A 25,171-nucleotide genomic window follows, 5' to 3' on the forward strand; every position below is an offset into this window, starting at 1 on the left:
GTTCTCGCAAGCATCGCGCGGAGGCTCTGCGCGATGCGGTCTATACGAAAGTTCTAGGATTAGGCGAGCGCTGCTTTCCCTTGCGCGGCGGTTATGGCGCGCCTACCTCGATCGCGCCGGGCCGGCAGGGGCCGGTCGCGGCGCTCGTAAATGTTCGATATTGCTGGAGAAACAGGATGTCGTTCCGTCCCCTGCACGACCGCGTGGTCGTCCGCCGCATCGAGGCAGATGAAAAGTCCGCCGGCGGCATCATCATTCCCGACACCGCCAAGGAGAAGCCGCAGCGCGGCGAGGTGGTCGCGACCGGACCGGGCGCGCGCGACGACCGCGGCGAAATCACGCCTCTCGACGTGAAGCCCGGCGACCAGGTGCTGTTCGGCAAATGGTCCGGCACCGAAGTGAAGATCGACGGCGAAGATCTTCTCATCATGAAGGAGGCCGACATCCTCGGCGTGGTCCAGGATGCCGCGGCGTTCAAGAAGGCGGCGTAAAGCGCCTTCGCTCAACAGGCCAGATCAGAGAGGAGCTAGACGGCGATGGCCGCCAAGGACGTGAAGTTTTCCCAGGACGCGCGCGAGAAGATGCTGCGCGGCGTCGACATCCTCGCCAACGCGGTGAAGGTCACCCTCGGCCCCAAGGGTCGTAACGTGGTGATCGAGAAGTCGTTCGGCGCGCCGCGCATCACCAAGGACGGCGTCACCGTCGCCAAGGAGATCGAGCTCGAGGACAAGTTCGAGAATCTCGGCGCCCAGATGGTGCGCGAGGTCGCCTCGAAGACCAACGACCTCGCCGGCGACGGCACCACCACCGCGACGGTTCTGGCCCAGGCCATCGTCAAGGAAGGCGCCAAATACGTCGCCGCCGGCATCAACCCGATGGACCTGAAGCGGGGCATCGATCTCGCCGTCGAGGCGGTGGTGGCCGACCTCAAGAGCCGTGCGCGCAAGATCAGCAAGAACGACGAGATCGCCCAGGTCGGCACGATCTCGGCCAACGGCGATGCCGAGATCGGCCGCTTCCTCGCCGAGGCCATGCAGAAGGTCGGCGAGGAGGGCGTCATCACGGTCGAGGAGGCCAAGAGCCTCGAGACCGAGCTCGAAGTCGTCGAGGGCATGCAGTTCGACCGGGGCTACCTCAGCCCCTACTTCGTCACCAACGCCGAGAAGATGAAGGTCGAGCTCGAGGATCCGTACATTCTCATCCACGAGAAGAAGCTCTCCGGCCTGCAGGCGATCCTGCCGGTGCTCGAGGCGGTCGTGCAGTCGGGCAAGCCGCTCGTCATCATCGCCGAGGACGTCGAGGGCGAGGCGCTCGCCACGCTCGTCGTCAACAAGCTCCGCGGCGGCCTCAAGGTCGCGGCCGTCAAGGCGCCGGGCTTCGGCGATCGCCGCAAGGCGATGCTCGAGGACATCGCGATCCTGACCAACGGCCAGGTGATCTCCGAGGATCTCGGCATCAAGCTCGAGAACGTGACCCTCGACATGCTCGGCCGCGCCAAGAAGGTCGTGATCGAGAAGGAGAACACGACCGTCGTCGACGGCGCGGGCGAGAAGTCGGCCATCGAAGGCCGCGTCGCGCAGATCAAGGCGCAGATCGAGGAGACCACCTCGGACTACGACCGTGAGAAGCTGCAGGAGCGGCTTGCGAAGCTGGCTGGCGGCGTCGCGGTGATCCGCGTCGGCGGCGCGACCGAGGTTGAGGTCAAGGAGAAGAAGGACCGGGTCGACGACGCGCTTCACGCGACGCGCGCGGCGGTCGAGGAGGGCGTCCTGCCGGGCGGCGGCGTCGCGCTGCTGCGGGCGCTGAAGGCGATCGACGCGGTGAAGCCCGCGAATGACGATCAGCGCGCGGGCGTCCAGATCGTGCGCCGCGCGATTGAAGCGCCGGCCCGCCAGATCGCGCAGAACGCGGGCGACGACGGCTCGATCGTGGTCGGCAAGATCCTCGAGAAGGCGGACGCCGACTGGGGCTACAACGCCGCCACGGGCGTCTACGAGAACCTGGTCGCGGCCGGCGTGATCGACCCCGCCAAGGTGGTGCGCACCGCGCTGCAGGACGCGGCCTCCGTCGCCTCGCTGTTGATCACGACCGAGGCGCTGGTGGCCGAGAAGCCGAAGAAGGACAAGGTCCCATCGCTGCCCGGCGGCGGCGGCATGGGCGACATGGACTTCTGAGGGGCCGCCCGGTCTCACCTACTGCGGGCGCCGGCGAGGCGCCCGCATCTTCGACATAGAAGGATCAAAACCGTCGCATCCCATGCGGGCCGCAAGATCGGACGCATGGATTTTCATCCGTCGACGCTTCGCTCAGCCGTGAGGGAGTCTTGGCCCATGAAAATCGCTCAGATCGCGCCGCTCGCCGAAAGCGTTCCGCCGAAGCTTTACGGCGGCACCGAGCGCATCGTCTCCTACCTCACCGAAGAGCTTGTAGCGCTCGGCCACGACGTCACCCTGTTCGCGAGCGGCGACAGCCGAACCGCGGCTCGACTGGTCCCGTGCTGCGACATCGCGCTCCGCCTCAATCCCGCAGTCAAAGATCCGCTCCCTTATCACGTCATCATGATGGACGAGGTTCGCAGGCGCGCGCACGAGTTCGACATCCTCCACTTCCACTGCGACTTCCTGCATGCGCCGCTCGTCCGAGAGTTTGCGCAACGAACGCTGACGACGCTGCATGGTCGGCTCGATCTGCCGGATCTGCCCGCCTTCTACTCGGCCTTCCCGGAACTGCCGCTGGTCTCGATCTCGGACGACCAGCGCAGGCCTTTGGAGCACGCGAACTTCGTGGCGACCATCCATCACGGCCTGCCGAAAGACCTGCTTCCGTTTACGCCCACCTCGAGGGGCTATCTCGCTTTCCTCGGCCGCATCTCGCCCGAGAAAAGACCGGATCGGGCCATCGAGATCGCGACTCGCGCCGGACGAACCCTGAAGATCGCGGCGAAGATCGACGAGGCGGATCGGCGCTATTGGGACGAAGTCGTCGCGCCCCTCGTGCGCACGCATCCGAATGTCGAATACGTCGGGGAGATCGACGAGCGGAAGAAGGTCGATTTCCTTGGCGGGGCCGACGCCCTGTTGTTCCCGATCGACTGGCCGGAGCCGTTCGGCCTGGTGATGATCGAGGCCATGGCCTGCGGAACGCCGGTCATCGCTTTCGAGGCGGGCTCCGTGCCCGAGGTCGTCGACGATGGGCTCACGGGCTATGTGGTCGGCTCCATCCCGGAAGCCGTCGAGGCGGTTCGCCGGGCGCCCGAACTCGATCGCCGGGCGGTGCGAGCGACCTTCGAAGAGCGGTTCTCCGCGCGGCGGATGGCGCTCGACTACCTCGAGCTCTACCGGGGCGCCGTCCGCGACGGCGCTCTGAGGTTCCTACCCGATCGCGCCCTCGACGTGGCCGGCGTCGGGGTCGCGGCATGAGCGGCGCGCACGCGACCCAGCAGGCGGCGATGGATGTGGGGATGGCGCCCGGCTCCGGTCTCGATCCGTGGCAGCCGATCGCGGCGCCCGGATCAGTCTCCCTCGAGGAGCGACGGCCCCGCACGCTCAAGCACGGCGACACATTCGCGGTGTTCGATCACAACGGCGACGCGGTCGACGCGCCCGGCTGCCCCGACGGCGTCTATCACCGCGACACGCGGCGCCTGTCGCGGTTGAGCCTCACGATCGAGGGACGTCGACCGATGCTGCTCGGCTCGACTCTGCGCGAGGACAACGCCGCGCTGACCTGCGACCTCACCAACCCTGACCTTCACGGACCGGGCGGGGAGGTCCGCCTGGAGCACGATCTGGTTCACATACGCCGGTCGCGCTTCCTGTGGAACGCCGCAGTTCATGAGCGCATCGCCATCCGGAACTTCGGCGCTGAGCCGATCGATCTCTCGATCGAGCTCGGCTTCGCGGCGGATTTCGCGGATCTGTTCGAGGTGCGCGGCGCTGTCCGCAAGCGCCGCGGGACGCTCCTCGCGCCGGTCGTCGGCATGGACGACGTCGTCCTCGCCTATCTCGGCTTGGACGGGGTCCGGCGCGAAACACGTCTGCGGTTCGCCCCAAGGCCGAGCGAATTGTCGGCGGCGCAGGCGCTCTTCCGCCTTACGCTGGCGCCCGGCGCGAGCGAGAGCCTCTTTCTGGAGATCGGCTGCGAGCCGAGCGGCGCGAGACGAACGCCGCTCCCGCGCGCCTATCTTACGCACATGCGCGACGCGCGGCGCGCTCTGCGGCTCTCGGCGTCACGGGCGGCCTCCATCGCGACCTCGAACGACATCTTCAACGAGGCGGTGCGCCGGAGCGTTTCCGATCTCTTCATGCTCATGACCGACACGGCGGAGGGTCCTTACCCCTACGCCGGCGTGCCGTGGTTCAGCACGGCCTTCGGCCGCGACGCGATCATCACGGCGCTCCAGGTTCTTTGGCTCGATCCGAGCGTAGCCCGCGGCGTTCTCCTTCATCTGGCGGCGAACCAGGCGACGACGTCCGAGGCCGAGGCCGACAGCGAGCCGGGCAAGATCCTGCACGAGGTGCGGCGCGGCGAGATGGCCGAACTCGGCGAAGTGCCGTTCCGCCGCTATTACGGCAGCGTCGACTCGACGCCGCTGTTCGTCATGCTCGCCGGCGCCTATCTCGAACGCACCGGCGACCGCGCCACGCTCGAGAATCTCTGGCCCGCCGTCGAGCGGGCGCTCGAGTGGATCGAGCGCTTCGGGGACCGCGACGGCGACGGCTTCGTCGAGTATGGCCGGCGCACGAGCGAAGGCCTGCTCAACCAGGGCTGGAAGGACAGCCAGGATTCCGTCTCGCACGAAGACGGCCGTCTCGCCGAAGGCCCGATCGCCCTCGCGGAGGTGCAGGCCTACGTCTACGCCGCATGGCGAAGCGCTGCGCTCATCGCCGCGGAGCTCGGCCATGCGGACGCCGCGGAGACCGCCATACGGAGGGCCGATGAGCTTCGGGAACGCTTCGACCGCGCCTTCTGGGACGAGGGGCTCGGGACCTACGCCCTGGCGCTCGACGGAGCCAAGCGCGCCTGCCGTGTCAAGACGTCCAACGCGGGGCACGTCCTCTTCACCGGTCTCGCCTTTCCGGAGCGGGCGCCGAGGGTGGTGCGCACGCTCATGGCGCGTTCGTCCTTCTCGGGATGGGGCATCCGGACCCTCGCCGCGGACGAAAAGCGCTACAACCCGATGAGCTACCACAACGGTTCAGTCTGGCCGCACGACAACGCCTTGATCGCTTCCGGGTTCGCCCGCTACGGCTTCCGGGACGAGGCTGCGAAGCTGCTTGAGGGCATATTCGGGGCGTCCGTCTACATGGACCTGAGGCGTCTTCCGGAGCTTTTCTGCGGCTTCGCGCAGCAACGTGGCCGCGGACCGACCTCCTATCCGGTGGCGTGCTCGCCCCAGGCCTGGGCGGCCGCGACGCCGCTGTCGCTGGTGCAGTCCTGCCTCGGCCTGTCGTTCCGGCCGGCTGCGAAGGAGATCGTCTTCGAGCGTCCGATCCTGCCGGCCTTTCTCGACGAGATCGTTCTGCGCAATCTCCGTTCCGGCGAGGCGCGGGCGGACGTCGCCGTACGGCGCGCGAACGGCTCCGTCGTGGTGGAGACCCTCGCTCGCGGCGGAGGCGCGCGGATCGTGATGGTCAGCTGAACGCAAGCGCTCGGGGAAGCCCGTTGGATCGACGGCGCACGCCGGTCCCCGCGCCCCGGCAGTCGACTGGACGCTGCGGAACGTGCTCGGCGGGCTTGTGACGCGCCGCGATCTGAGCGGCTTAGCCAACATCCGCCGTCGGCCGACGAGCGGGGAATCGTGACATCCACGGACATGGTCACGAATGCCGCGTCCGTCCAAGGAGCCGATAGGAGCCCGCTAGCTCGGAGAACGAAACCGCAATGTGGGCTTCCGGCTCTGCAGGCAATGTCTGCTCCTGACGCATTACGGCGCTCATCCTCGGGTGCCCAAACTTCTTCAAAGCCGCCGAATACGAGCGGGTGAAGAACAGTTCGTGCGCCTCGTGATCGCGATTTCAGCCCGGCTTCTTCCTTTCTAGCCCTGCGCCCAACAACGCGAACAGAACCAGCAGAACTAAGATCGGTATGGCGACGCAGGCGAACGCGTAGAGCACAAATCCGAAAGCGCCAGTAAGGGCGCCGAGCGCGAAGCTGCCGATCGCCGGGGCCATACGCCACAGCCGTGCCCTGGAGGGCCTTCCATGATCGGGCGCCGCGCCAAGCCAGATGTCGAGCGTGTCGATGGTCGCCTGGGCGACATTCACCGTCATCACAGTTGTTGCGACGAGATGGGCTATCGCAAGACGGCCGATCGCATTCTGAACACCCATGGCCGCCACGGCGAACATGCCGACGAAGATTGCCGCGACCGAATCCGGCAGGCGTAGCGGCGACAAGGCCATTCCGGACAGCAGGAAGGCCAGCAGCAGCAAGGCTTCTAGCAGCAGGAGCGGGCGCATTGGCGCGATGCCACGACGCTCCGTCGCCAAAGCAACGAGCCGGGCGCCGCCTACCGCCAGCACGAAGACCGGCAACGCCAGCAGCTTGGCGACGACACCACCAGCGCCGGTGGCGAGTTGCTCGCCGATCAGCACGAAATTGCCGGTCACATGCGAGGTGAACAAGCCGGCGAGCGCTATGAACCCCGCGGCATCGACGAAGCCGCCGACGAAGGCCATCGACACGCCGGTCAGCACGTCGCGCTCTAGCATCGCGGCGGACAAGCGGATCGAGGCGCGCGCAAAGCCGCCCCTCCGTCCAGCGAGGGAGCTCATGTCGGTCCGCAATCGATGCATGGCTCCGCCCTCCATTTCACGGCTGGCCAGACGTCGCCCAGAAGGCGAGGCCAACGCTGGCGGCGGCCGCCAATAAGCAAGCCGCCCCAAGGTTCGGCGGGTCGAGCAGCAGGCCAGAGGCGGCGAGGCCGCCGGCGGTGACGCAGCAGACGATGGCGAGGTCGCTCGCGTCCGATCCATCCTTGTCAGTGCCTGCGTCGAAAAGTGATCGGTCGATGCTCATTGGGCGCCTCCCATCAAAGAAGCGACTTTAAAATACGTGTCGACGGGGAGTATCCCTCATATCTCGCAAGCACTTTTGCGGTTACCGGGAAGATTGAGCATGGATCGGCTGGAGGCCATGGCGGCCCTGGTACGGGCCGTCGAAAGCGGCAGCCTGTCGGCTGCCGCTCGCGCGATGTCGAAGTCTGTCACGGCAGTCAGCCGGACCATCGCTGCGCTGGAGGCCGAGCTTGGAGTGTCCTTGCTGCGGCGAACGACTCGCAGCCTCTCACTCACCGAGCCGGGGCAGCTGTTCTATGCTCGGTCGAAAGCGATCCTCGGTGACGTTGGGGAACTGGAGCTTGCACTGGCCTCCACACGGAGCGAGCCGACCGGCCGGCTTCGCGTCAGCGCACCGACGCTGATCGGGCGCCTGGTGCTGGCGCCGCTGATCACGGCGTTTCTCGCCCGTTATCCCGCCATGTCGGTCGACCTAATCCTGCTCGATCGCGCGGTGAATCTGATCAAGGAGGATATCGACCTCTCGGTGCGGATCGGGCATCTCCCGGATTCCGATCTGGTGGTGCGCAAGCTCGACGATATCGACCTCACCGTCTGCGCATCGCCCGGCTACCTCGCTAGACGGGGCGCGCCGTCGCGGCCCGAGGACTTGCGGGCGCATGATTGCCTCACCTTCTCTGAGAGCGCGGGGCCGGTCGACTGGCGGTTCCAGATGGACGGGCGCAGCCGGACCATCCGCCTAACCGGGCGGCTATCGGTCAATGACCTCGATGTGGCGGTGGCGGGCGCGCGCGACGGCCTCGGCATTACACGCGCGCCCTCTTGGTATGTTGCCGACGACCTGCGCGCCGGCCGCCTGCAGGCGCTGCTCGGCGCCTATCAGCGCGACCCGACGCCGGTGCAGATGCTGTTCCCACAGACGCGGATGGTCTCGCCAAAGCTGCGGAGCTTCGTCGACTACGTCGCCACGGAGTGGCCGCGGATTGACGAGGGCTGAGCGTCGGGAACGAGAGAAGGGCGCGTGCTGGCCTCCGGCCCGCTTACACGGTTTGGCCCGGGCTCTATTCGGCGTGGGCGAGCGAGAGGTGGTGGACAGAAACTTATCTGGCCGCGGGCGCTCGCCGTGAGCGGCCCAAGGCTCGGCTTCCAACTGGGTGCTCCGGCAGCGATGCTCGAAAAGCAGATTGTCCGCACATCTCAACCCGGTGCAAAGCCGTCGGAATTCTGTGACAGCGCCCTTCAACTCTCGATGTCGTCGAACGCTGCCGACGCCGATGGCGGCTCGTTGTCCCTGCCGCGCTCCGCGCCTTTCTCGGAGAGCCGAAGGTCGGATGCGATGCGGTCGACGCTGAGGCTTGGAAGATCGAAGTGGGCGCCGCGTAATCGTGCGAAGCGCATTGCAATCCAGCTAACAGTTTCGAAAGTGGGAGAAGCTGACGCTCTGCACTTTACAGTGGCGCCCTGAGGAGCGATCTTCAGTAAGACGTCGAGCAGGCTTGGTTGTCGCGCTTGCCGACCTACGTCACGCGGATGCAGCCAGTCCGACGAGCGATCAGAGAACAGGTCCACAAGCTGGTCGGCGCGGGGCCGAAAGAGGCGCCCGCGGGAGAGCCCCGCAGGGACGACGGCATCTTCGGGCCGGACTCGGTCGCCTGGCGGGTTCATCGCGATTTCACGTCGATGATGATCGGCGGCGTTGGCTCGCTGCTTCTCCAGATGCTGCATCCCGCGGCGCTTGCCGGCGTCTGGGATCACTCGAACTTCCGCGAGGACATGCCCGGCCGGCTGCGACGCACGGCGCAGTTCATCTCCGGAACGACCTATGGCTCGACGGAAAGAGCGCTCGGGCTGATCGCGCGCGTCCGCGACGTCCACAATCGCGTTCAAGGCGCGTTGCCAGGCGGCGGGACCTATAGCGCGAACGATCCTGCTCTGCTGACCTGGGTGCATGTCGCCGAGGTCCGCTGCTTTTTGAGCTCGTACCTCCGATATCGGAACCCGTTCCTCCCGATTGCGGAACAGGACCGCTACTTCGCCGAGATGGCGATCGTCGCCCATCACCTCGGGGCGACGTCAACCCCAACGACGCGGCGGGACGTCGACGCCTATCTTGAGGCGATGCGTCCGGAACTCAGGTGGGATCGGCGGACCCGCCAAGTGGCGGGCGCGCTTCTGTCCCAGCCCGCGCCAAGCCCCCTCATGGCGCCGTTCAGCTCGCTCGTGTTGGACGCCGGCATCGACGTTCTCCCCGCCTGGGCCGCCGAGATGCACGGGTTCCGGCTTGGACCACGTAGGACGCGGGCGATCAGAGCCGGGGCCTTGGGCGCGGGCGCTCTCGTCCGGTGGGCCCTCCGCGATTCGGCGGCGCCAGTGAAAGCCTAGCTTTCCAGAACGAAGTGCCGATCGGCTGCTGGTAGCAGGCCGAAGCGATCAACTCCCGCTTGGCCACCGAGGGTCACCGGGTGCGTCAGTAGAGCCTCCACCGAAGTTTCAGCACCCTCGCGTCCCTCGAGAATCCTGTCGATCACCGCCGGCTCCAGCAGCGTCAGTCGGAGGAAGCGGCAGAGGTAGGAGAAGTTGACCTTCTCCGCTGCGGCGAGCTCCCCGACCGAGCCGTAGCCGCCACTCTCCAGCATTCGCTTCCAACGCCAGGCGCGCGCCAGAGCCCTTATCAGCGGGTCCTCGAGCCCGGCGGGAGCAGGCTCGACCACGACCCGCTCTCCATCGGGCCCGATGATGCGCTTGGCATAGCCGCGCCGCTCGAAGCGCATCGGGATCCGGATGGTGAGAGCGTCGCCGTCGCCGCTCAGCCGGCGCTCCGGGATCATGCCGCCTTCCTCTCGGTCAGGCGCAGCTCGGCGGCGATGCTCGCGAGCCCCGCGACGTTCAGCTGAAGCTCAACCCCATTCTCCGCAACGACGACCCGATCCACCAGCAGCCTCGCAATCCGGGCCTGCTCGGCCGGGAAGAGTTCTTCCCAAAGCGGATCGAGGCGCTGGAGCGCGTCTGCGACCTCGCCCTCGCCGATGGAAGGATCGTCCTGGCGGGCAGCCCGCGTGGTTCGCGCCACGATCTCCGGGGATGCGATAACCCGGCGGAGCTCGTCGATGACGGCGCGCTCGATCTCGCCCGCAGGCACGCGCGAGATCGCCGGGTTTTCTGCCTCCGCACCCTGCCTCAAAACCTTCTGGCTGACATAGTAGCGATAGAGCCGGCCGCGCCGACGCGTGTGCGACGGTGACATCGCGTGCCCGTCCGCTGTCCAGATCAATCCCTTAAGGAGTGCTGGCGTCTGGGCCCGCGTGGCGGCGCCTCGGGAGCGGGCGTTGGTCGCAAGGATCGCCTGAGCCTTGTCCCACGCAGCGCGGCTGACGATCGCCTCGTGCTCGCCCTTGTGGCTGACGCCCTTGTGGACCGCCTCACCGAGATAGATGCGGTTATTGATCAGCTTGTAGAGGAAGCCCTTGTCGATCGGCTTGCCGCGTTTGTTGAGGACGCCCTTTTGGCGGAGCTCTTGCGCGAGCTTCGTCGCCGAGCCGAACTTGGCGAACCGGTCGAAGACCATCCGTACCGTCGCGGCCTCGGCCTCATTGATGACCAGTCGGCGCTCGCGCACGTCATAGCCGAGCGGCGCCCAGCCGCCCATCCACATGCCCTTGGCGCGAGACGCCGCGAACTTGTCGCGGATGCGCTCGGCGGTGACCTCCCGTTCGAATTGCGCAAAGGACAGCAGGACGTTGAGCGTCAGCCGCCCCATGCTGGTCGTGGTGTTGAAGGACTGGGTAACGGAGACGAAGGTCACCTGGTGGCGGTCGAACACCTCGACCAGCCTCGCGAAGTCCATGAGTGAGCGGGACAGCCGGTCGATCTTGTAGACGACCACGATGTCAACCTTGCCGCAGGCGATGTCGGCTAAGAGCCGCCTGAGGGCAGGGCGCTCCAGCGTGCCGCCCGAGAAGCCGCCGTCGTCGTAAGCGTCGGGAACGAGGACCCAGCCCTCGGAGCGCTGGCTTGCCACGTAAGCCGCACAGGCCTCGCGCTGGGCATGAAGCGAGTTGAAGTCCTGCTCCAGACCCTCTTCGCTGCTCTTGCGGGTGTAGACCGCGCAGCGTCGCTTCCGAACGGGAGGCGCCATCAGGCACGCTCCCCAGCGCGCCGCAGCCCAAAGAAGACTGGCCCGTTCCAGCGGGTGCCCGCGATCGCGCGGGCGATGGCCGAGAGGCTCTTGTATGGCCGGCCGGCATACTCGTAGCCGTCCATCGTCACCGTGACGACGTGCTCGACGCCCTTCCACTGCCGGATCAGCCGCGTGCCGGCGATCGGACGGGCGGAGGACGAGCGCTTCTTGCCGCCTGAGCGGCCGTCGAGCGCGTCAGCGAGGGCGTCGAGCCGCTTCACCGTCTCAGGCTTCAGGCCGCCGAAGGCGAGCTCCTGGATGCGATAGGCCAGCCGGCTCTCGAGGAAGCGCCTGTTGTAAGGCGGCGGCTCCTTGCCGAAGAGCGAGCGCCATTGCGTCTTGAGTTCGTGGGTGGGCGCCGTCTTAAGCGCCGAGAGCTGCGCCAGCACCCTGCCGCGCTCCGGATGATCTTCTCCCGCCGTCCACATTGCGCTCACGCTGCGATCCCCTGCGTCTTCGGGTTCGCATGCATGCTCCGGTCGCCGACGCAGTCGAGCGAACTCTCTCCGCCGTCGTCAGATAAACCGCTGGACTGCTCGGCCCGCCTGAGCCTCAGCCGCAGCAAGCCGGCCGCGAGCAGATCCGCGAGTTCGGCAAGGCGCTCTTTAGCATCGTCTTGTGGACGGGAATTTCCGTGCGTCATGTTGGCGAGGATGTGGTCGCCAACCGAGAAAGAACAGCAGAAACAAGCTCTTGTCGTAGGGGTGCGGCTACAAAAGAACAGCAGCGTAGAGGCGAGGTTACGGGATGTTGGATTCGATCCCACTCGCGCGGCCGCCAAGCCCATTCTAATCTCCGGCTGAACGAGTGCCGACAGCGGAGAGATCCTCTGAAGCCGAGCAGCGAATTACGCGGGCTACCGCTGGAGGAAGCCTTTGAAGAGAACCTTTCTCTTGAGCAGCGGGAGGCGCTTGCGCCTTACGCTGCGGCGAAAGACCTGAAGCGAACATCGAGCGACGGCGGCGAATTGCCGGCTGAGCGCATGCGGCGTTTGTACTGGGAAACGCGGGAGGCGATGCAACAGTCCTTCATCGACATACTGAGCAGAGGAGAGCGGCTCGCCACCGGATTGGAAGCGCCCTTAGGCATCCGAAGCGTACGGGAGATCATCTCACCCGAGCTCTGGAGCATCCTGGAGGCGGACTTCGACGAGTCAGAGCTCATTGGCCCCCATACCGAGATCGTTCAGGTCGAGGTTCTCTCAAAGGAGGCCAGCGAAAAGCTGTACCCGCTGTCAGCCGGTCCGGACCTGGTGCCGATCATCAAGACAGCGCCGGACACTCAAGAGCTGATCACGCTTTCCGACGATGACCGGCAGCTGACGATCGCCGGCAAGACCTACCTTGTCAGAGGAGAGATACAGCAGGTCATTCTGCGCCGGCTGGTGGACGCGCTCCCTAGCGGCCGAAAGTTAGTCGTCGCCGATCTCCTGAAGTTCGCGGGAGCGAACGCGAACTCATTGCAGAACGCCTTTAAGGGCAGTCCTCACTACGAGCCGATGAAGAAGCACCTCCGCGTAGAAGGCGGACTCTGTTGGCTCGAGAGCAAGCCTTAGGAAGGCTCCTCAAGTCTCCTCACAGGCTCCGCAAGACCTCCTCACCACGACCACCGCAGAATGTTCTCGACCGCATCATCTATGCCGAGGACCTTCTCGATGGCTCTTTCACATCTCACTCAGCGCGATCTCGCCCGCCGCTGGTCGATGAGCGAACGGACGCTCGAAAGCTGGCGCTGGAAGCGCTCCGGGCCGGCCTACCTGCGCCTGGGCGGCCGGATCGTGTACCGGCTGCAGGACGTCGAGACCTATGAGGAGACGTCCCTCCACAAGCCGGCAGGCGGCCAGGATCAGCAGGCGCTCGGTTCCGGCCGGTGAACGGCTCGGCGGGTGTGCAAGGTCAAGCGCCGCCGTCTACTCCCCTCCACCAGATCGAGCGGCTGCCTCCGGCGCTGGCTCCCCTCGTAGCGAAGCCTCGTTGGGTCGTGTGGCGCTGGCAGTGGCAGGCGGACCGCTCGGGATGGACGAAGGTCCCGTTCCAGTGTGAACGGCCGGCGCAATACGCGAAGGCGAACGACAGTTCGACGTGGTCGTTGTACGCGGTTGCCATGGCGGTGGTCCGACAAGGGCGCGCCGACGGCATCGGGTATCAACTGGCGGACGACGACATCGCCGCTTTGGATCTCGACGACTGCAGGGATCCGGAGACAGGTGAACTCGCCCCTTGGGCCGAGAGCCTGATCAAGGACGCGCAGAGCTACGTCGAGGTCACGATCAGCGGGACCGGCTTGAGGATCATCGGCCTCGCGGATGGACCAGAGATTCACCGCAAGTTCACGGAAGAAGTCGGCAGCGTCGAGCTTTACCGGCGGGCAAAGCGCTTCATCGTGGTCACAGGTCTCCCGCTCCACAACGCGGAAGCCGGGCTTTCGAACATCGACCGCGTGATGGACGAGGTCTTCGCGCGGCATGCCACAAAGCCAGTTAGGCAGGCGCCGGAACCGTTGACGCTGGACCTTAATCAGAAGCCGGTCCCGCCGACGGCGTCAGCGTCGGCTGACCTGCCCCGCGGATTAGCCGACCTTGTGGCGAACGGGGCCCCCGAGGGCGAGCGCAGTGACCAGTTCCACCATGCCGTCGGTTGGCTGAAGGATCTCGGCTGGACCGCACCGTCGATCCTGAACCTGCTCGAAGCGCATCCCCGCGGGATCGCCGCGAAGTATCAGGGGCGGCTCAAGGCGGAGGTGGATCGCTCCTTCGGCAAGATAGGCGATCCTCGTTCAGCCGATGAGATACTTGCGAAACCAGCAGAACCTCGGGCGCTGTCGCTGCACTGGCATGGCGATCCGGATGACACCGCCGAGCGCAAGTGGCTCGTCGCCGAGATGATCCCGGAGACAGGCAAAGGTTTGCTTTCGGGTCAGTGGGGTGCCGCCAAAACCTTTGTTGCGCTCGATCTGGCGGGCTGCGTGATGACAGGCGGCGACTTTGCCGGGCGGGCGATCCAGCGCGTGGGCGGCGTCGTGCTGATCGCCGCCGAGGGCGCCAACGAGGTCTCAGTCCGGCTGCGTGGCGTCGTTCAGGTGAAGCTCAAGGAGCATGGCGGGGTCGACCCGGACAAGCTCGAGCGGTTGCCATTCGCCTGGATCGACGAGTGTCCTCCGCTCATGAGCAAGGACGCTGTCGCCATTCATACCGCGACGATCGCAGCGGCTGCCGATCGGATGAGGTCGGACTTCAGGACGGAGCTCGTGCTGATCATCATCGATACCCTCATGGCGGCCGCCGGCATTGAGGACGAGAACGATGCCGCGCAGGGTCAGAAGATAATGCGGATGCTCGACGAGCTAAGCCGCTCCAGCCGCGCCTTCGTGCTTGCGGTCGATCACTTCGGGAAGACGGTTGAAACTGGGACACGCGGAACCTCTGCAAAAGAGGCGGCTGCCGACATGGTGCTGGCCCTGCTGGGCGACAAAGACACTGAGGGGAAAGTTTCTAACCGTCGGATGGCGATCAGGAAGCTGCGGAGCGGAGCGACAGGCGCGGTGACGCCGTTCGAGTTGAAGACGATCCCGCTCGAAGCGCAGTCGGCCTTCAGCGCGACGGCGACATGTATCGTCGAGTGGAGGATGGCGGGTGATCGTCTTTCCGGTAAGGCAGGTAAGGAACGCCGATGGCCGCCGGCACTTCGCGTACTTCATGCGGCGCTGATCAATAAGCTGGCGGAAGAAGGCGAGGAGCGGCGACCCTTCGGACATGATGGGCCCAGCGTGAGGACCGTGGCGGTCGCGGGCGTGCGTGTGGAGTTCTACGACGTCTACCCGGCCGACAGCCCGGATCCGGCGAAGCGCGCCGACGCCAAGCGTCGGGCGTTCGATAGGGCGCTGAGGAGCGCCCTTGCCGCCGGGCTCGTAGTCACGCGGGACATCCGCGGGGTCTCTCACATATGGCCATCCGGCGACGAGGGGACGGACGTGACCTCCACACCGGACAGACAGGACACTCGTTAGTGTCCTGTCCTGTCCGTACTGTGGACGAGCCGGACATTGTCACGGATGTCCGGTTTCTCCGGGCTCAGCCTCTGACTCGATACACCCGCCCGCGGCCCTCGACCTTCTCCGATGTCACCTCCATCCGGAGACGCTTCTTGATCGCTCCAGCGAGCGCGCCGCGGACGGTGTGGGTGAGCCACCCAGTCGCTGCCGCCATCTCCTCGATGGTCGCGCCTTCGGGACGCTGCAGCATCCCGATCAGCGTCGCCTGCTTGGTGCCGGCCCGGAAGGTCTTCGGCGATGAGCCTCGCGGGCTGACGGTCACGCCGACCGCCTCGCAGCCGGCGACCGTCACCTTCAGCGCGACAGGTTGTTCGCCGTCGTCCCACCAGACGTGAGCGCCGGCGGCTGCTTCGATCTCCTCGAGCAGTCCCTTCCGCACGAGGCTGAGGAGCACGACGCGCACCGCTCCGCCTTTCAGCGGGACGTGTTGGGGATGGACCACGCGGTCGTCGGCGGAGGCAGCCGCGGTGAGGATCGCGCGCTGCGTATCGGAAAGCGTTTTGGTCATCGGGATCAGCCTGCTCCACGCGGGCAGCGACCATCGCGGCTCCGCTACGAGACCGAGCCCCAAGTCGGGGCCGCCGCGAGGAATAAGCACTCAAGGCAGATGAATAGTCCAGTTATAGCGGCAAATCTGCTCATCGAATATGTCGCGAATCGTAGTGGATCGTAGTATAGCGAAGTTCCTTCGTATAGACGATCAGGCGGCATCGTCTATAATCAACATCAGTGGCCAGCAGGGGGCGGTCACCCGGGGGGGGAGCTCAGGAGTCCACTCGCCTCGATCTGCGGACCGGTGCCGCCCCTTCGCACGCAGAACCGCGAAATTGGGAAGGGGTATCCCCCCGCGGCGACGCATTGATCCTCGTAGAACCTCTTGGGAGCAGACGGCATGGCGACACGGCAGGAGGCCCAGAACCAGTCGACAAACTCCGGAGGCGATGGCCACGGGCGCGATCTTGCAGTGACGTATCGCTCGCTCGCCGAGCTGATCCCCTACGCCAAGAACGCCCGCACCCATTCGGACGCGCAGGTGGCGCAGATCGCCGGCTCCATCCGGGAGTTCGGCTTCACCAACCCGATCCTGGTCGATGGCCGGAACGGGGTCATCGCGGGCCATGGTCGGCTGCTTGCGGCCCGGAAGCTGCAGATGACAAACGTGCCGGTCATCGAGCTCGCCGGCCTCTCGGAGGCACAAAAGCGCGCCTACATCCTTGCTGACAACAAGCTGGCGCTGAACGCCGGCTGGGACGAGGCGATGCTCGCGGCCGAGGTCGCCGACCTTGTGGCGCTCGGAGTGAACCTGGAGCTCTCGGGCTTCGATGCTGGCGAGGTCGAACAGCTGCTCGCGGGCCAGGGCGACGGTGCGTCCTTCCCCGATGAGGCGCCTGAGCCGCCAGTCACCCCGGTCTCGCGCGCCGGCGATCTCTGGCGGATGGGCGACCACCGGCTGCTCTGCGGAGATGCGACCAGAGCGGACGATGTGGCCCGGGCGCTGGGCGGCGCGCTTGCAGACATGGTCTTCACCGACCCGCCCTACAACGTGGACTATCGCGCCGGGAAGCACGCCGCGATCGCGAACGACGATCTCGGCTCCGGCTTTGGGGCCTTCCTGCAGGCGGCCTGCGCTGCGTTCCTGCCCGTCACCAAAGGCGGCGTCTACATCTGCATGTCGTCGTCGGAACTCGGCACGCTGAAGTCAGCCTTCGAGGCCGCCGGCGGACATTGGTCGACCTATGTGATCTGGGCCAAGAACGCATTCACGCTGGGCCGGTCGGACTACCAGCGCCAGTACGAGCCGATCCTCTATGGCTGGCCGAATGGAGCGGATCGCTTCTGGTGCGGCGCGCGCGACCAAGGCGACGTATGGCGGCACGACCGGCCGGTGAAGAACGACCTGCACCCGACCATGAAGCCGATCTCGCTAGTCGAGCAGGCAATCCGCAACTCATCCAAAACGCGCGATCTCGTGCTGGATCCATTCGGAGGCTCGGGCACGAGCCTGATGGCTGCGGAGGCCACCGGTCGCAAGGCGGCTCTGGTCGAACTCGAGCCGGGCTATTGCGACGTCATTGTCCGGCGCTGGCAGGAGGCGATCGGTGGCGTCGCAATGCTGGAGGAGGGTGGCGCCAGCTTCGCCGAGATCGCCGCCCAGCGCGGCGTTGAGCTTCAGGCGGCCGAGTGATGAACCGCACCGCCCAGACACGGCAGGCCTCCCTCGCCGAGGCGCTGACGAACGTCATTCTCGGCTATCTGCTGGCGCTCCTGACGCAGCGGCTCGCCTATCCGCTGTTCGGTATCCACATCAGCCTCGCCGCCGACGGCGCGATTGCCGGGATCTTCACCCTGGTGTCACTCGCTCGATCCTACCTGCTACGGCGCTTGTTCGAGCGCCTGATGGTCGCGAGGTGAGGCGATGCGAGGTCGTAAGCCGAAGCCCACTGCGCTGAGGGAACTGGAAGGCAATCCGGGCAAGCGGCCGTACAATCCTCGAGAGCCAAAGCCGGTGCGAGGTGCGCCGAGCTGCCCTGCACATCTGAGCCCGACCGCAAAAGCTGAGTGGAAGCGCCTGATCGGTCAGCTTGTCCAGCTTGGCATGATGAGCCCGCTCGATCGGGCGGCGCTCGCCGCCTACTGCCAGACCTATGGCCGCTGGGTTGAGGCCGAGCGAAAGCTTCGGGAGACGCCGGCGCTCATCAAACTGCCCTCAGGCTACGTGCAACAGAACCCCTGGCTCGCCGTCGCCAACAAGCAGCTCGAGCTGATGGCGAAGATGATGGCCGAGATGGGCCTCACCCCTACCTCCCGCTCGAGGGTCCATGCCCAGCCCGCCACCAGCATGCCGAAACCTTGGGAGTTCGGGCGGAACAAGTTCGACCGTTCGCTCGGCGGGGGTGAAGCGCCGGACGAGTTCTTCGACTGAGGGCCACTTACCTCTGGAGAGCGACGTGAAAAAGGCCCTCAGCGCCCGCCTATCGCGCATCCTTTGGATGACGGCGCGACTGCGGCCCTCATCTGTGAGCGCTTTCGCCAGAGCAGCCTGATGCTCGGCTTGATGAACGACAATGCCGCTGCGAACGCCCGCACCGTTCACTCATCAGCACCACCAGCGCGTCGCAGGCGCGGCCCCCGCCGGAAGTTCATAAGGCGCCTTGAAGGCGCCATTGGTGATCACACATCTGTCTCCCCGTCGCATGTGTTGGATCAACCGCTGTCGGAGCCTCCAGCGCATCGATCGAACCCAACGGAACCGCAATGTGCGGAGATCGGAGATGACAACACTTGATAGCGTGCGCGGCTCTGACCGCGCACCTGGGGCGGCGAGCTACGGGGCCCTGTTTTCTCACCCGGATGAGGTGCTCGCCGACAATAGTTTAGACCCAACGCTCAAGCGTGAGTTGCTCGCATCCTGGGCTTCTGACGCACATGCTGTCGAACATGAACCGGCCCTAAGGCAGCTCGACAGCGGCGCGATCGTCAGGCTCGCGGAAATCCTTGCTGCGTTGCGCAGGCTGGATTCGGAAGGATTCGATCCAAGACGTGCAATTCGGTATGTTGGGCGGCGGAAATCGCTCCCCCGGACGGGCCCGCGCCGGGGGCTGCGGAAGAGCCCCGACGGTACCGACGATGACCCGCCGCCGCCGCCGGTGGCTGCGGCCCGGCAGATCGAGATGAAGGCAGCGTGAGCCGAGGAGTGAGGGCGCTGCGCCGGGTGCCCCCGGTTTTGTTAGCTCGAGTCTCTGGTCGCCGATGCGGCGCCGCCGCCCTGCGCCACGGCCGGCCTGCCCTGCTGTGCGCGCCACCTTCGGGGAACCGGCGGGCACGCCCCCGGAAGCGTCGTTCGTCGCGCTTGTCGTCTTGTGCGCCGTCTTCTCCCGGGGGGGGCGGGGCGGAGCTGCCGACCTGCCCCGAGCGCCAGAGGCTGCCTCCACTCAAAGCCCTGGAGTGCGCGATGCCCGTCGTGAACAACAGGGCTGCGGTCACACGCGTATGCTGCCTCCCTTTGCAGCGCCACCAGCGTACGTGAACTCTTGTGTCCGGGGCGGCGCTGACTGCATCGATCCAGCAGCCCGGCCGCTGGAGCCGACAGCCGCCACGCGCGTTCGTCCGGTCAGTGGTTCAGGAGCAGCGACCGTCTCGCGGTGTGAAATCCGTGCCGGGCTTCAGACGCCGGCAGTAGGCCGCCATCAGACGTGCGCACTCCTCGACGTCCCTCAGGCTTAGCAGCTCGCAAGGCGTGTGCATGTAGCGCAGCGGGACGCTGAGCAAGCCGGTGGCCATGCCCGCCTGATTGAGCTGCATGGCGCCGGCGTCGGTCGGGGTGGCGCCGGGCGCAACCCCGACCTGGTAGGGAATCTCCTCATCCCTCGCGGCCTCTCTGAGAAGCCTGAATACCACTGGATTGGTGTTCGCCCCCCGCGAGATCACGGGGCCCGCTCCGACATCGCAGCGGCCGAACTGCGGCTTGCTAACGCCGGGATAGTCGATGGCATGTCCCACATCGACTGCAAGGCCCGTCTGCGCCCCGATGCTGAAGGCCGATGTCTTCGCGCCTCTCGAGCCGATCTCCTCCTGCACGGTTGCGACCGCGTAGACCCCGACGTCCGGATCGATGCCGCCTTCTTTCCGAAGCAGGCGGAGCGTTTCGGCGACCACGAAGCAGCCGACCTTGTTGTCGAAAGCCCGGGCGGTGGCGCGGTCGCCGAGCAGCGGCTGGAACTCATGCTGAAAAGTCGCCACGTCGCCGAGCTCGATCAGCGCCTCCGCCTCGGCTCGCGAGGTGGCGCCGATATCAATCCAAAGCTCCTTGAGCTCCGGCTTCTTCTTGCGTTCCTCGGAATCGAGCAGGTGGATGGCCTTACGGCCGACGACGCCGGCCACCCGCTCCTTGCCATGTACCCAAACCCGCTGGCCCACCGGAATGACGCTGTCGTGGCCGCCGATCGGGCTGAAGTAGATGAGGCCTTCATCGCTGATGTGGTGCACGACGAAGCCGATCTCGTCCATATGCCCCGCGAGCATGATTTTCGTGCCGGCGCCCGGATTCAGCACCGCCGTCACATTGCCGTGCACATCGGTGCTGACCTGATCGGCGTAGGCTCCGGCGTAGCGTCGGAACGCCTCCGCGGCCGGTTGTTCGTACCCACTCGGCGAGGGCGCCGCCACCAGGTCTTTGAGGAAGTTCAGGGATTCCTGCCGCATCTCGGGCTCCGTCGCTCCGGCCGAATGTGGCGCAGCTGCAGGCAAAGGACAGGAGGCATTTGTCCTACGGGGTGGGGGCGACGAGGCTTGAAAGTGGTTGAACAGCCCTCCTTTGCTGGAAGCCGAGCGCGTTCCTTCGCGCAAGGCTCCTCACCCGCCGATCGCCAGAGCGACCAGGATGTTGATCAAGACTGCGCTGATGGTCAGAAGGATCAGCGTGACGAGACAGTTGCCGCTACCACGCGGTTTCACGATGTCTCGGTGGGACACGGTGGTAGATAACCTCACGAACTCTGACGCTTAACAGCGTAGGGCGCGGCTGAGGCGAGCCGACCGGCCACGGCTCAGCAGCCATTTAGACGATCATCGATGGCCGCGAGACGGGCTGCGGCCGCTGCACTGGCGCTCGCCATCGGCGGACGCCGGAAGGTCATCGATGAACGAATTGTTCCCGGGGGCAGTGAGGCTCACGAGCTAGGGAACTCGGTGATGCGCTGGAACAAACTGATCGGACTCAGGTTTTCCGCCCTCGTGAGGTGCGCATGCGCATGAAACTGTCCCGGACGGAGCGAGAGGTTCTTGAGAGACTCGCGTGCGGGGAGCGGCGACTGATTCTGGATGGAGCCGTGCTTTACGGTCTCGCCAGGGCGGGACTCACGGAGTGCGCGATCGACGGTTGGATCATAACGCGGTCCGGCCGCGAGGCTCTTCAGACAGCCTCCCAGGCCATGCCCGCTCCGCATCTACCAGCGAGCTCGCTTACAGGAGCTTTCGAGCAGCCGGTCCGCCAGTCCGAAGAAACCTTCCGCACACGCCGCGTGTTGATCGTCGAGGACGATTTCCTCGTAGGACGGCAGTTACGGCGCGAGCTGGAGGACCAGGGCGCGATCGTTCTTGGCCCGGCCGCGAATGATCGTGAGGCGCTGCGGATCGCGAATGACGCCGCCGCGCCCATCGACATCGCCCTTCTAGACCTCGATCTCAACGGCGTGAGCGCGGTGCCTGTCGCAATGGCTTTGGCCGATAGACGGGTCCCCACCGTCGTCGTGACGGGATGCGGCGCGCTCGACCTGCCGCCGCGTCTCAAAGATATCCCGATCTGCCACAAGCCAGCCAGCATCCGACAGATCGCGGCCGCGCTGGCGGTTTTCCATCAGCCTTAGCTCTCCCCTCGAGGCAACGGTTGCCGAACCTTCCGCGCCGCGTCGGCTTTCCGAAGGCTAGGACTGGGTAGATCGTCCACGTCACTTGACGACGCCCCCGCGGCGGCTTGGAGTCGCGGAGGGCTTTTGCCGCCGTTTGGCCCGTGGAACGAACGAATCCCATTCTCACGCGTAGTTTCTGCTGAGGGCGGGAACATGCGAAACCGACTTGTGATAGCCGACACCGGTCGCCTTGTCTGCGACGGTGGGGACCTTGGCCCAATTGAATATTCCATTTGGGTGTTAGGGGACGAGACGGAAGCCCATTGCAAGGCAGGAGGATCGCTAACCGGCCACGCCCTGCTAGCCGCTTTGGAGCCTTCTCAGACCGCCGAGATCATCACCTCGCGGTTCGGCCCCGTTCTGGTTCAGATCCACGAAGTTGACGACGACCGGCTCGAATTCAGGGTTACGAGTGGGTCGGTCGTGTTGGGCATTGATCCCCCAGAGGCACCCGATCTGCAGGGGCCCGCAGACCAGCGCTCCGCAAACCTCACCGCCTGGCGCGCGATCCGCAGCTGAGCCGTATCATTTATCGGCATCTGGCGCCAAATCGTTGGCCTCTGCGAGCTTCCCCTCGAGCGCGGCGGCGAGCCGAGCCAGTTCCTCCGGAAGCGGCTCCTCCAGAACGGCCACCATTCTCTCCGCGAGGATCGCGCCGATCGCCATTAGCGTGTCCCTGTCGATCTTTGTATCTGACATCCGCCGTCCGCCACGTATGGGGTCTAAGGCCTTGCTCTCCCGTGTCGTTCCGATACGACCGACGGGTCAGCGCCACCATCAGAGGCCAGCGAGAGTAAGCGGTGCGACCATCGCCAAGACGTCGAGACGACCGGCCACCGGCGCCGTGCCCCTTATTGGGTGACTGTCAGTCGCGGGTCAGCCACTACTTCGCCTGGAATAACTTCCAGGCCACAGTTGACGCCTCGGCAGGCTTTTGGCACCGCCGAACCTTGGAGTAAGGCTCCGGCAGGGCCGTCGCATCGTAGCCGGTGACGAACACGAACGGCACGTTGCGCTCAAGCAGCGTTGCTGCGACAGGCAGCGAGCACTCGCCTTTCAGATCGATGTCGAGGACAGCCCCATCCAGCCGCTCGGTTTTCGCGATCTGTAGGGCGGGCTGCAGTCCTGCCACCGGGCCAGCGATCTCGGCGCCTGCGGCCTCGAAATAGTTCACGAGGCCCCGGACGAGAAAATAATCATCCTCGACCAGCAGAATACGACGGCCCTTCAAGGGAGGGGTCGACGTGTTCACCGGTCGCGTCGTTCGGACGTCGCAATGGGCAGTTCGATTACGCAGCGCACGCCGTCCTCCCTGAGCTCGAAGCTGGTCTGCGCGTCTAGCGCATATGGCAAGGCCTCCTCGATCAACTCGCGTCCATAACCGCGACGGCTCGCGTTTTGATCCCGCGCGTCTCGTGATCCCTGCTCGACCCATTCAATTCGAAGAACAGACCTATCGCTGTTCCCCTCGGCTGAAGTGGTCAACCACTTGACGCTCAAACGGCCGGCGTCAGTCGCGAGCGCCCCGTACTTGCGTGCATTCGTGGCGAGTTCGTGAAGGGCGAGCGCGAGCGTCTGGATTGTTGAGCTTTCCAGGAGGGCTTCCGGTCCTCCCAGTTCGACCCGGTCGCCCAGAGCGTCAGCTGCGAGCGCGGCGAGTTCGAGTTCAATCAGCCTGCGAATGTCGACCGGTTCGTGTTCTGCTCCCGAAAGCAGTCCCTGGACGCGAGAGAGCGCGGCGATCCGGCTCGTGAAGTGGTTGCTGAAATCGTCCAAGGAGGCTGAGTTGTCAGCCGTCTGCATAGCGATCGAGGACACGATACCCAGCAGATTGCGTGTGCGATGCTGAAGCTCCTTCACCAGGACTTTCTGAGCGTCCTGCAGCTTTCGAAGCTCATCAATGTCGGTTGAGGTCCCGAACCACTCCCGGAGGCCCTCCGCTCCTGTCGCAACCGGCGACGCTCGAATGGCGAACGAACGGTAGCCTCCGCTTGTGGCCTCGCGAATCCGCCACTCTGCTTTCAAGTGGGCTTGTTGGCTGGCCTCGTTCCAGGAGCGGAGCGCAACGCTGCGATCGTCGGGATGAACAGCCTTCAGCCACCCGAGTCCGATGCTCTCGTCCTGTGACAGATTAGTGTACTGGGTCCACTGGGGGCTGGACCATAGCCAGTCTCCGCCGTCGGCCGACCGCCACACCATCTGCGGGATGGCCTCAACAAGCGTCTGCAGCTGTCTGCGGCTCTTCTCGAGGGCGATTTCAGCCTGATGACGCTCAGTGACGTCCTGCCCGATCTTCACCGAGCCATGGAATTTGCCGCCGGCCTCGCGCAAGGAGGTAGAAGCTCCCTGGATGAACACCCGGGAGCCATCCTTCCGCAGATGCCATCGCACGTCAGGGGCCACGCCGTTCAGACGGGCGGTTTCGAGCTCGTTTTCGTGTTCCCCTTTCGCGCGGTCCTCAGGAGTGAACGTGATGCTGGTGGATTGTCCATGCACCTCTTCAGCGGTCCATCCGAAGACTGCTTCCGCTCCGGGAAACCAGTGTGTGATCAGACCCTCTGCGTCAGTGACGAAGATCGCGTAGTCCCGCACGCTCTCGACGATGAGCTGGAAGAGTTCTCTGGCCTCGCGCAGGTCCGTCACCTTCCGCAGCCGGTCAATAACCGGCCCGAGGATTGTAGCGTAGGTGCGAAGGAATTCGGTCTCTGCGTCCCCGAATTCGCGCGCCTCAATGCTATCGACCTGCAGAAGGCCGAAGGCGCGCCCGCCCGGGAGCAAAATGGGCACGTTGGCGAGGGAAATCACGCCCGCGTCCTTCATGAACTGCGGGATCTGGAAACGATCCTCTCTCCGGATGTCCTGCGAGAACACCGGGCGGCCCGCCCGAATAGCGAAGGTTTCTGAGGAGTCCTCATGCATCGGCAGGCGCACCGTTCCAACGATTTGGGCATGCCATCCGACCCCCGCGCGGACGAACAGCGTCTTGCTATCGTCCTCGATCTCCAGGACCTTCGCGCGGCCCGTTCCGAGAGCGTCAGCGACCAGGCGGCACGCCTCGGCGAGCACTTCATCCAGGTCGTCGCTGCGCAACGCGAACTCGCCGAAGCGGCCGAGCACCTGCTGCCGCTTCGTCATCTCTGCAAGATTGGGCATCGGGCCTCTCGATCCATGACCGAACTGGCGCAAAAGAGGCCTGGGGCAAGCAGCTCGGGCCGTCGGGCCGCTCCGGTGGAGCCGCGGGCGCTTTTCTGCGCGGGTTTGAAGCGTCGGCGAGTACCTCGGATCGGCCGAGCGGGTAGGGCGCTCCCGCGCCATTTCGCCGGGGGGGGGGCAGCGCGAGCGCAACGAGGTTCAGCGCCAAAATAGGCCAGATCTTAAACATCGGGCCAAGCGGGTCCAGCCAGAGTTCCGGCAGGATCGCCGTTCCCGCCGCGGCATAGAACAGCGAGATGGCGATCGCCGCGTAGAGCGCCATTCGCGCGGTGCGCCTGAAGGCTATGCCGATCCCGATCAAAAGG

26 protein-coding genes are annotated in these 25,171 nt (G+C 65.6%); 14 read left to right on the forward strand and 12 right to left on the reverse strand.

Features of this window, described 5'->3' with window-relative positions:
- Positions 1 to 176 precede the first annotated feature (176 nt).
- The 4 genes from VM780_RS01305 (at position 177) to VM780_RS01320 (ending at position 5,641) form a co-directional block, all read left to right on the forward strand.
- A complete protein-coding gene (locus tag VM780_RS01305; protein ID WP_325444311.1) occupies positions 177 to 491 on the forward strand; it encodes a co-chaperone GroES in 315 nt (104 codons plus the stop codon).
- A 45-nt stretch (positions 492 to 536) separates the two neighbouring features.
- Positions 537 to 2,174: a chaperonin GroEL gene (groL, locus tag VM780_RS01310; RefSeq protein WP_325444313.1), complete on the forward strand. Its 1,638-nt coding sequence runs from the start codon at positions 537 to 539 to the stop codon at positions 2,172 to 2,174.
- Between the two features lie 156 nt (positions 2,175 to 2,330).
- Positions 2,331 to 3,419 (forward strand): glycosyltransferase family 4 protein, encoded by a 1,089-nt coding sequence (locus tag VM780_RS01315; protein ID WP_325444315.1) that lies wholly within the window; start codon positions 2,331 to 2,333, stop codon positions 3,417 to 3,419.
- Entirely contained in the window at positions 3,416 to 5,641 is a 2,226-nt protein-coding gene (locus tag VM780_RS01320) for a glycogen debranching N-terminal domain-containing protein (RefSeq protein WP_414652762.1), read from the forward strand. Before VM780_RS01315 ends, VM780_RS01320 begins: the two co-directional genes overlap by 4 nt.
- A 376-nt stretch (positions 5,642 to 6,017) precedes the next feature.
- On the opposite strand, the gene VM780_RS01325 is transcribed toward VM780_RS01320, so the two are convergent.
- Together VM780_RS01325 and VM780_RS01330 are read right to left on the reverse strand one after the other, a co-directional pair.
- Positions 6,018 to 6,713, reverse strand: coding sequence for a YoaK family protein (locus tag VM780_RS01325; protein ID WP_325444361.1), 696 nt, complete (start codon positions 6,711 to 6,713; stop codon positions 6,018 to 6,020).
- Between the two features lie 100 nt (positions 6,714 to 6,813).
- On the reverse strand, positions 6,814 to 7,020 hold the full coding sequence (locus VM780_RS01330) for a hypothetical protein (RefSeq protein WP_325444317.1): 207 nt from the start codon (positions 7,018 to 7,020) through the stop codon (positions 6,814 to 6,816).
- Between the two features lie 99 nt (positions 7,021 to 7,119).
- Between VM780_RS01330 and VM780_RS01335 the strand changes: the two genes are divergently transcribed.
- A complete protein-coding gene (locus VM780_RS01335) occupies positions 7,120 to 8,016 on the forward strand; it encodes a LysR family transcriptional regulator (RefSeq protein WP_325444319.1) in 897 nt (298 codons plus the stop codon).
- A gap of 503 nt (positions 8,017 to 8,519) precedes the next feature.
- Positions 8,520 to 9,401, forward strand: a complete 882-nt coding sequence (locus tag VM780_RS01340) for an oxygenase MpaB family protein (protein WP_325444321.1) — start codon at positions 8,520 to 8,522, stop codon at positions 9,399 to 9,401.
- Here VM780_RS01340 and VM780_RS01345 read toward each other — a convergent pair.
- The 4 genes from VM780_RS01345 to VM780_RS01360 are packed head-to-tail and all read right to left on the reverse strand — an operon-like array spanning position 9,398 to position 11,983.
- Positions 9,398 to 9,847: a hypothetical protein gene (locus VM780_RS01345; protein WP_325444323.1), complete on the reverse strand. Its 450-nt coding sequence runs from the start codon at positions 9,845 to 9,847 to the stop codon at positions 9,398 to 9,400. The two genes, VM780_RS01340 and VM780_RS01345, sit on opposite strands and share 4 nt — an antisense overlap.
- On the reverse strand, positions 9,844 to 11,154 hold the full coding sequence (locus tag VM780_RS01350) for a recombinase family protein (protein WP_325444325.1): 1,311 nt from the start codon (positions 11,152 to 11,154) through the stop codon (positions 9,844 to 9,846). The genes VM780_RS01345 and VM780_RS01350 overlap by 4 nt, the downstream gene beginning before the upstream one ends.
- Positions 11,154 to 11,624 (reverse strand): DUF2924 domain-containing protein, encoded by a 471-nt coding sequence (locus VM780_RS01355; RefSeq protein WP_325444363.1) that lies wholly within the window; start codon positions 11,622 to 11,624, stop codon positions 11,154 to 11,156. Before VM780_RS01355 ends, VM780_RS01350 begins: the two co-directional genes overlap by 1 nt.
- A 5-nt stretch (positions 11,625 to 11,629) precedes the next feature.
- Positions 11,630 to 11,983 (reverse strand): hypothetical protein, encoded by a 354-nt coding sequence (locus VM780_RS01360; RefSeq protein WP_325444327.1) that lies wholly within the window; start codon positions 11,981 to 11,983, stop codon positions 11,630 to 11,632.
- 228 nt (positions 11,984 to 12,211) lie between these two features.
- On the opposite strand from VM780_RS01360, the gene VM780_RS01365 reads away from it, so the two are divergent.
- The 3 genes from VM780_RS01365 (at position 12,212) to VM780_RS01375 (ending at position 15,201) form a co-directional block, all read left to right on the forward strand.
- Positions 12,212 to 12,751 carry a hypothetical protein gene (locus VM780_RS01365; protein ID WP_325444329.1) on the forward strand — a complete coding sequence of 180 codons (540 nt, stop codon included), beginning with the start codon at positions 12,212 to 12,214 and terminating at the stop codon, positions 12,749 to 12,751.
- 99 nt (positions 12,752 to 12,850) lie between these two features.
- Positions 12,851 to 13,069 (forward strand): helix-turn-helix domain-containing protein, encoded by a 219-nt coding sequence (locus VM780_RS01370; protein ID WP_325444331.1) that lies wholly within the window; start codon positions 12,851 to 12,853, stop codon positions 13,067 to 13,069.
- Between the two features lie 107 nt (positions 13,070 to 13,176).
- Complete coding sequence (locus VM780_RS01375) at positions 13,177 to 15,201, forward strand: AAA family ATPase (RefSeq protein ID WP_325444333.1); 2,025 nt, start codon at positions 13,177 to 13,179, stop codon at positions 15,199 to 15,201.
- Between the two features lie 64 nt (positions 15,202 to 15,265).
- On the opposite strand, the gene VM780_RS01380 is transcribed toward VM780_RS01375, so the two are convergent.
- On the reverse strand, positions 15,266 to 15,754 hold the full coding sequence (locus VM780_RS01380; RefSeq protein WP_325444335.1) for a DUF3489 domain-containing protein: 489 nt from the start codon (positions 15,752 to 15,754) through the stop codon (positions 15,266 to 15,268).
- Positions 15,755 to 16,138: 384 nt separating this feature from the next.
- On the opposite strand from VM780_RS01380, the gene VM780_RS01385 reads away from it, so the two are divergent.
- From VM780_RS01385 to VM780_RS01400, 4 genes are all read left to right on the forward strand, one after another.
- Entirely contained in the window at positions 16,139 to 17,431 is a 1,293-nt protein-coding gene (locus tag VM780_RS01385) for a site-specific DNA-methyltransferase (RefSeq protein ID WP_325444337.1), read from the forward strand.
- Positions 17,431 to 17,658, forward strand: a complete 228-nt coding sequence (locus VM780_RS01390; RefSeq protein WP_325444339.1) for a DUF7220 family protein — start codon at positions 17,431 to 17,433, stop codon at positions 17,656 to 17,658. Before VM780_RS01385 ends, VM780_RS01390 begins: the two co-directional genes overlap by 1 nt.
- A gap of 4 nt (positions 17,659 to 17,662) precedes the next feature.
- Positions 17,663 to 18,169, forward strand: a complete 507-nt coding sequence (locus tag VM780_RS01395) for a phage terminase small subunit P27 family (RefSeq protein ID WP_325444341.1) — start codon at positions 17,663 to 17,665, stop codon at positions 18,167 to 18,169.
- 349 nt (positions 18,170 to 18,518) lie between these two features.
- Complete coding sequence (locus VM780_RS01400; protein ID WP_325444343.1) at positions 18,519 to 18,932, forward strand: hypothetical protein; 414 nt, start codon at positions 18,519 to 18,521, stop codon at positions 18,930 to 18,932.
- A 433-nt stretch (positions 18,933 to 19,365) separates the two neighbouring features.
- Here VM780_RS01400 and VM780_RS01405 read toward each other — a convergent pair whose 3' ends face one another.
- Positions 19,366 to 20,448, reverse strand: a complete 1,083-nt coding sequence (locus tag VM780_RS01405; protein WP_325444345.1) for a M42 family metallopeptidase — start codon at positions 20,446 to 20,448, stop codon at positions 19,366 to 19,368.
- Between the two features lie 542 nt (positions 20,449 to 20,990).
- On the opposite strand from VM780_RS01405, the gene VM780_RS01410 reads away from it, so the two are divergent.
- Positions 20,991 to 21,611, forward strand: coding sequence for a hypothetical protein (locus tag VM780_RS01410; protein ID WP_325444347.1), 621 nt, complete (start codon positions 20,991 to 20,993; stop codon positions 21,609 to 21,611).
- A 567-nt stretch (positions 21,612 to 22,178) separates the two neighbouring features.
- On the opposite strand, the gene VM780_RS01415 is transcribed toward VM780_RS01410, so the two are convergent.
- The 4 genes from VM780_RS01415 to VM780_RS01430 all read right to left on the reverse strand — a co-directional run bounded on the left by VM780_RS01415 (position 22,179) and on the right by VM780_RS01430 (position 25,167).
- On the reverse strand, positions 22,179 to 22,319 hold the full coding sequence (locus tag VM780_RS01415) for a hypothetical protein (RefSeq protein WP_325444349.1): 141 nt from the start codon (positions 22,317 to 22,319) through the stop codon (positions 22,179 to 22,181).
- 217 nt (positions 22,320 to 22,536) lie between these two features.
- A complete protein-coding gene (locus tag VM780_RS01420; RefSeq protein ID WP_325444351.1) occupies positions 22,537 to 22,905 on the reverse strand; it encodes a response regulator in 369 nt (122 codons plus the stop codon).
- Positions 22,902 to 24,806 carry a PAS domain S-box protein gene (locus VM780_RS01425; protein ID WP_325444353.1) on the reverse strand — a complete coding sequence of 635 codons (1,905 nt, stop codon included), beginning with the start codon at positions 24,804 to 24,806 and terminating at the stop codon, positions 22,902 to 22,904. Before VM780_RS01425 ends, VM780_RS01420 begins: the two co-directional genes overlap by 4 nt.
- On the reverse strand, positions 24,721 to 25,167 hold the full coding sequence (locus VM780_RS01430) for a DoxX-like family protein (RefSeq protein WP_325444365.1): 447 nt from the start codon (positions 25,165 to 25,167) through the stop codon (positions 24,721 to 24,723). The genes VM780_RS01425 and VM780_RS01430 overlap by 86 nt, the downstream gene beginning before the upstream one ends.
- Positions 25,168 to 25,171 lie beyond the last annotated feature (4 nt).

This window comes from Hansschlegelia sp., from assembly GCF_035538955.1.
GTDB lineage: Bacteria > Pseudomonadota > Alphaproteobacteria > Rhizobiales > Methylopilaceae > Methylopila.

Bases quoted from the DNA above. Each gene is read 5' to 3' on its own strand.
- VM780_RS01390 (WP_325444339.1), top strand. From the start codon at position 17,431: ATGAACCGCACCGCCCAGACACGGCAGGCCTCCCTCGCCGAGGCGCTG.
- VM780_RS01380 (WP_325444335.1), bottom strand. From the start codon at position 15,754: ATGACCAAAACGCTTTCCGATACGCAGCGCGCGATCCTCACCGCGGCT.
- VM780_RS01360 (WP_325444327.1), bottom strand. From the start codon at position 11,983: ATGGGCTTGGCGGCCGCGCGAGTGGGATCGAATCCAACATCCCGTAAC.
- VM780_RS01395 (WP_325444341.1), top strand. From the start codon at position 17,663: ATGCGAGGTCGTAAGCCGAAGCCCACTGCGCTGAGGGAACTGGAAGGC.
- VM780_RS01405 (WP_325444345.1), bottom strand. From the start codon at position 20,448: ATGCGGCAGGAATCCCTGAACTTCCTCAAAGACCTGGTGGCGGCGCCC.
- VM780_RS01350 (WP_325444325.1), bottom strand. From the start codon at position 11,154: ATGGCGCCTCCCGTTCGGAAGCGACGCTGCGCGGTCTACACCCGCAAG.
- VM780_RS01385 (WP_325444337.1), top strand. From the start codon at position 16,139: ATGGCGACACGGCAGGAGGCCCAGAACCAGTCGACAAACTCCGGAGGC.
- VM780_RS01305 (WP_325444311.1), top strand. From the start codon at position 177: ATGTCGTTCCGTCCCCTGCACGACCGCGTGGTCGTCCGCCGCATCGAG.
- VM780_RS01345 (WP_325444323.1), bottom strand. From the start codon at position 9,847: ATGATCCCGGAGCGCCGGCTGAGCGGCGACGGCGACGCTCTCACCATC.
- VM780_RS01400 (WP_325444343.1), top strand. From the start codon at position 18,519: ATGACAACACTTGATAGCGTGCGCGGCTCTGACCGCGCACCTGGGGCG.
- VM780_RS01330 (WP_325444317.1), bottom strand. From the start codon at position 7,020: ATGAGCATCGACCGATCACTTTTCGACGCAGGCACTGACAAGGATGGA.
- VM780_RS01325 (WP_325444361.1), bottom strand. From the start codon at position 6,713: ATGCTAGAGCGCGACGTGCTGACCGGCGTGTCGATGGCCTTCGTCGGC.
- VM780_RS01410 (WP_325444347.1), top strand. From the start codon at position 20,991: ATGCGCATGAAACTGTCCCGGACGGAGCGAGAGGTTCTTGAGAGACTC.
- VM780_RS01320 (WP_414652762.1), top strand. From the start codon at position 3,416: ATGAGCGGCGCGCACGCGACCCAGCAGGCGGCGATGGATGTGGGGATG.
- VM780_RS01335 (WP_325444319.1), top strand. From the start codon at position 7,120: ATGGATCGGCTGGAGGCCATGGCGGCCCTGGTACGGGCCGTCGAAAGC.
- groL (WP_325444313.1), top strand. From the start codon at position 537: ATGGCCGCCAAGGACGTGAAGTTTTCCCAGGACGCGCGCGAGAAGATG.
- VM780_RS01425 (WP_325444353.1), bottom strand. From the start codon at position 24,806: ATGCCCAATCTTGCAGAGATGACGAAGCGGCAGCAGGTGCTCGGCCGC.
- VM780_RS01365 (WP_325444329.1), top strand. From the start codon at position 12,212: ATGCAACAGTCCTTCATCGACATACTGAGCAGAGGAGAGCGGCTCGCC.
- VM780_RS01315 (WP_325444315.1), top strand. From the start codon at position 2,331: ATGAAAATCGCTCAGATCGCGCCGCTCGCCGAAAGCGTTCCGCCGAAG.
- VM780_RS01415 (WP_325444349.1), bottom strand. From the start codon at position 22,319: ATGGCGATCGGCGCGATCCTCGCGGAGAGAATGGTGGCCGTTCTGGAG.
- VM780_RS01370 (WP_325444331.1), top strand. From the start codon at position 12,851: ATGGCTCTTTCACATCTCACTCAGCGCGATCTCGCCCGCCGCTGGTCG.
- VM780_RS01355 (WP_325444363.1), bottom strand. From the start codon at position 11,624: ATGTGGACGGCGGGAGAAGATCATCCGGAGCGCGGCAGGGTGCTGGCG.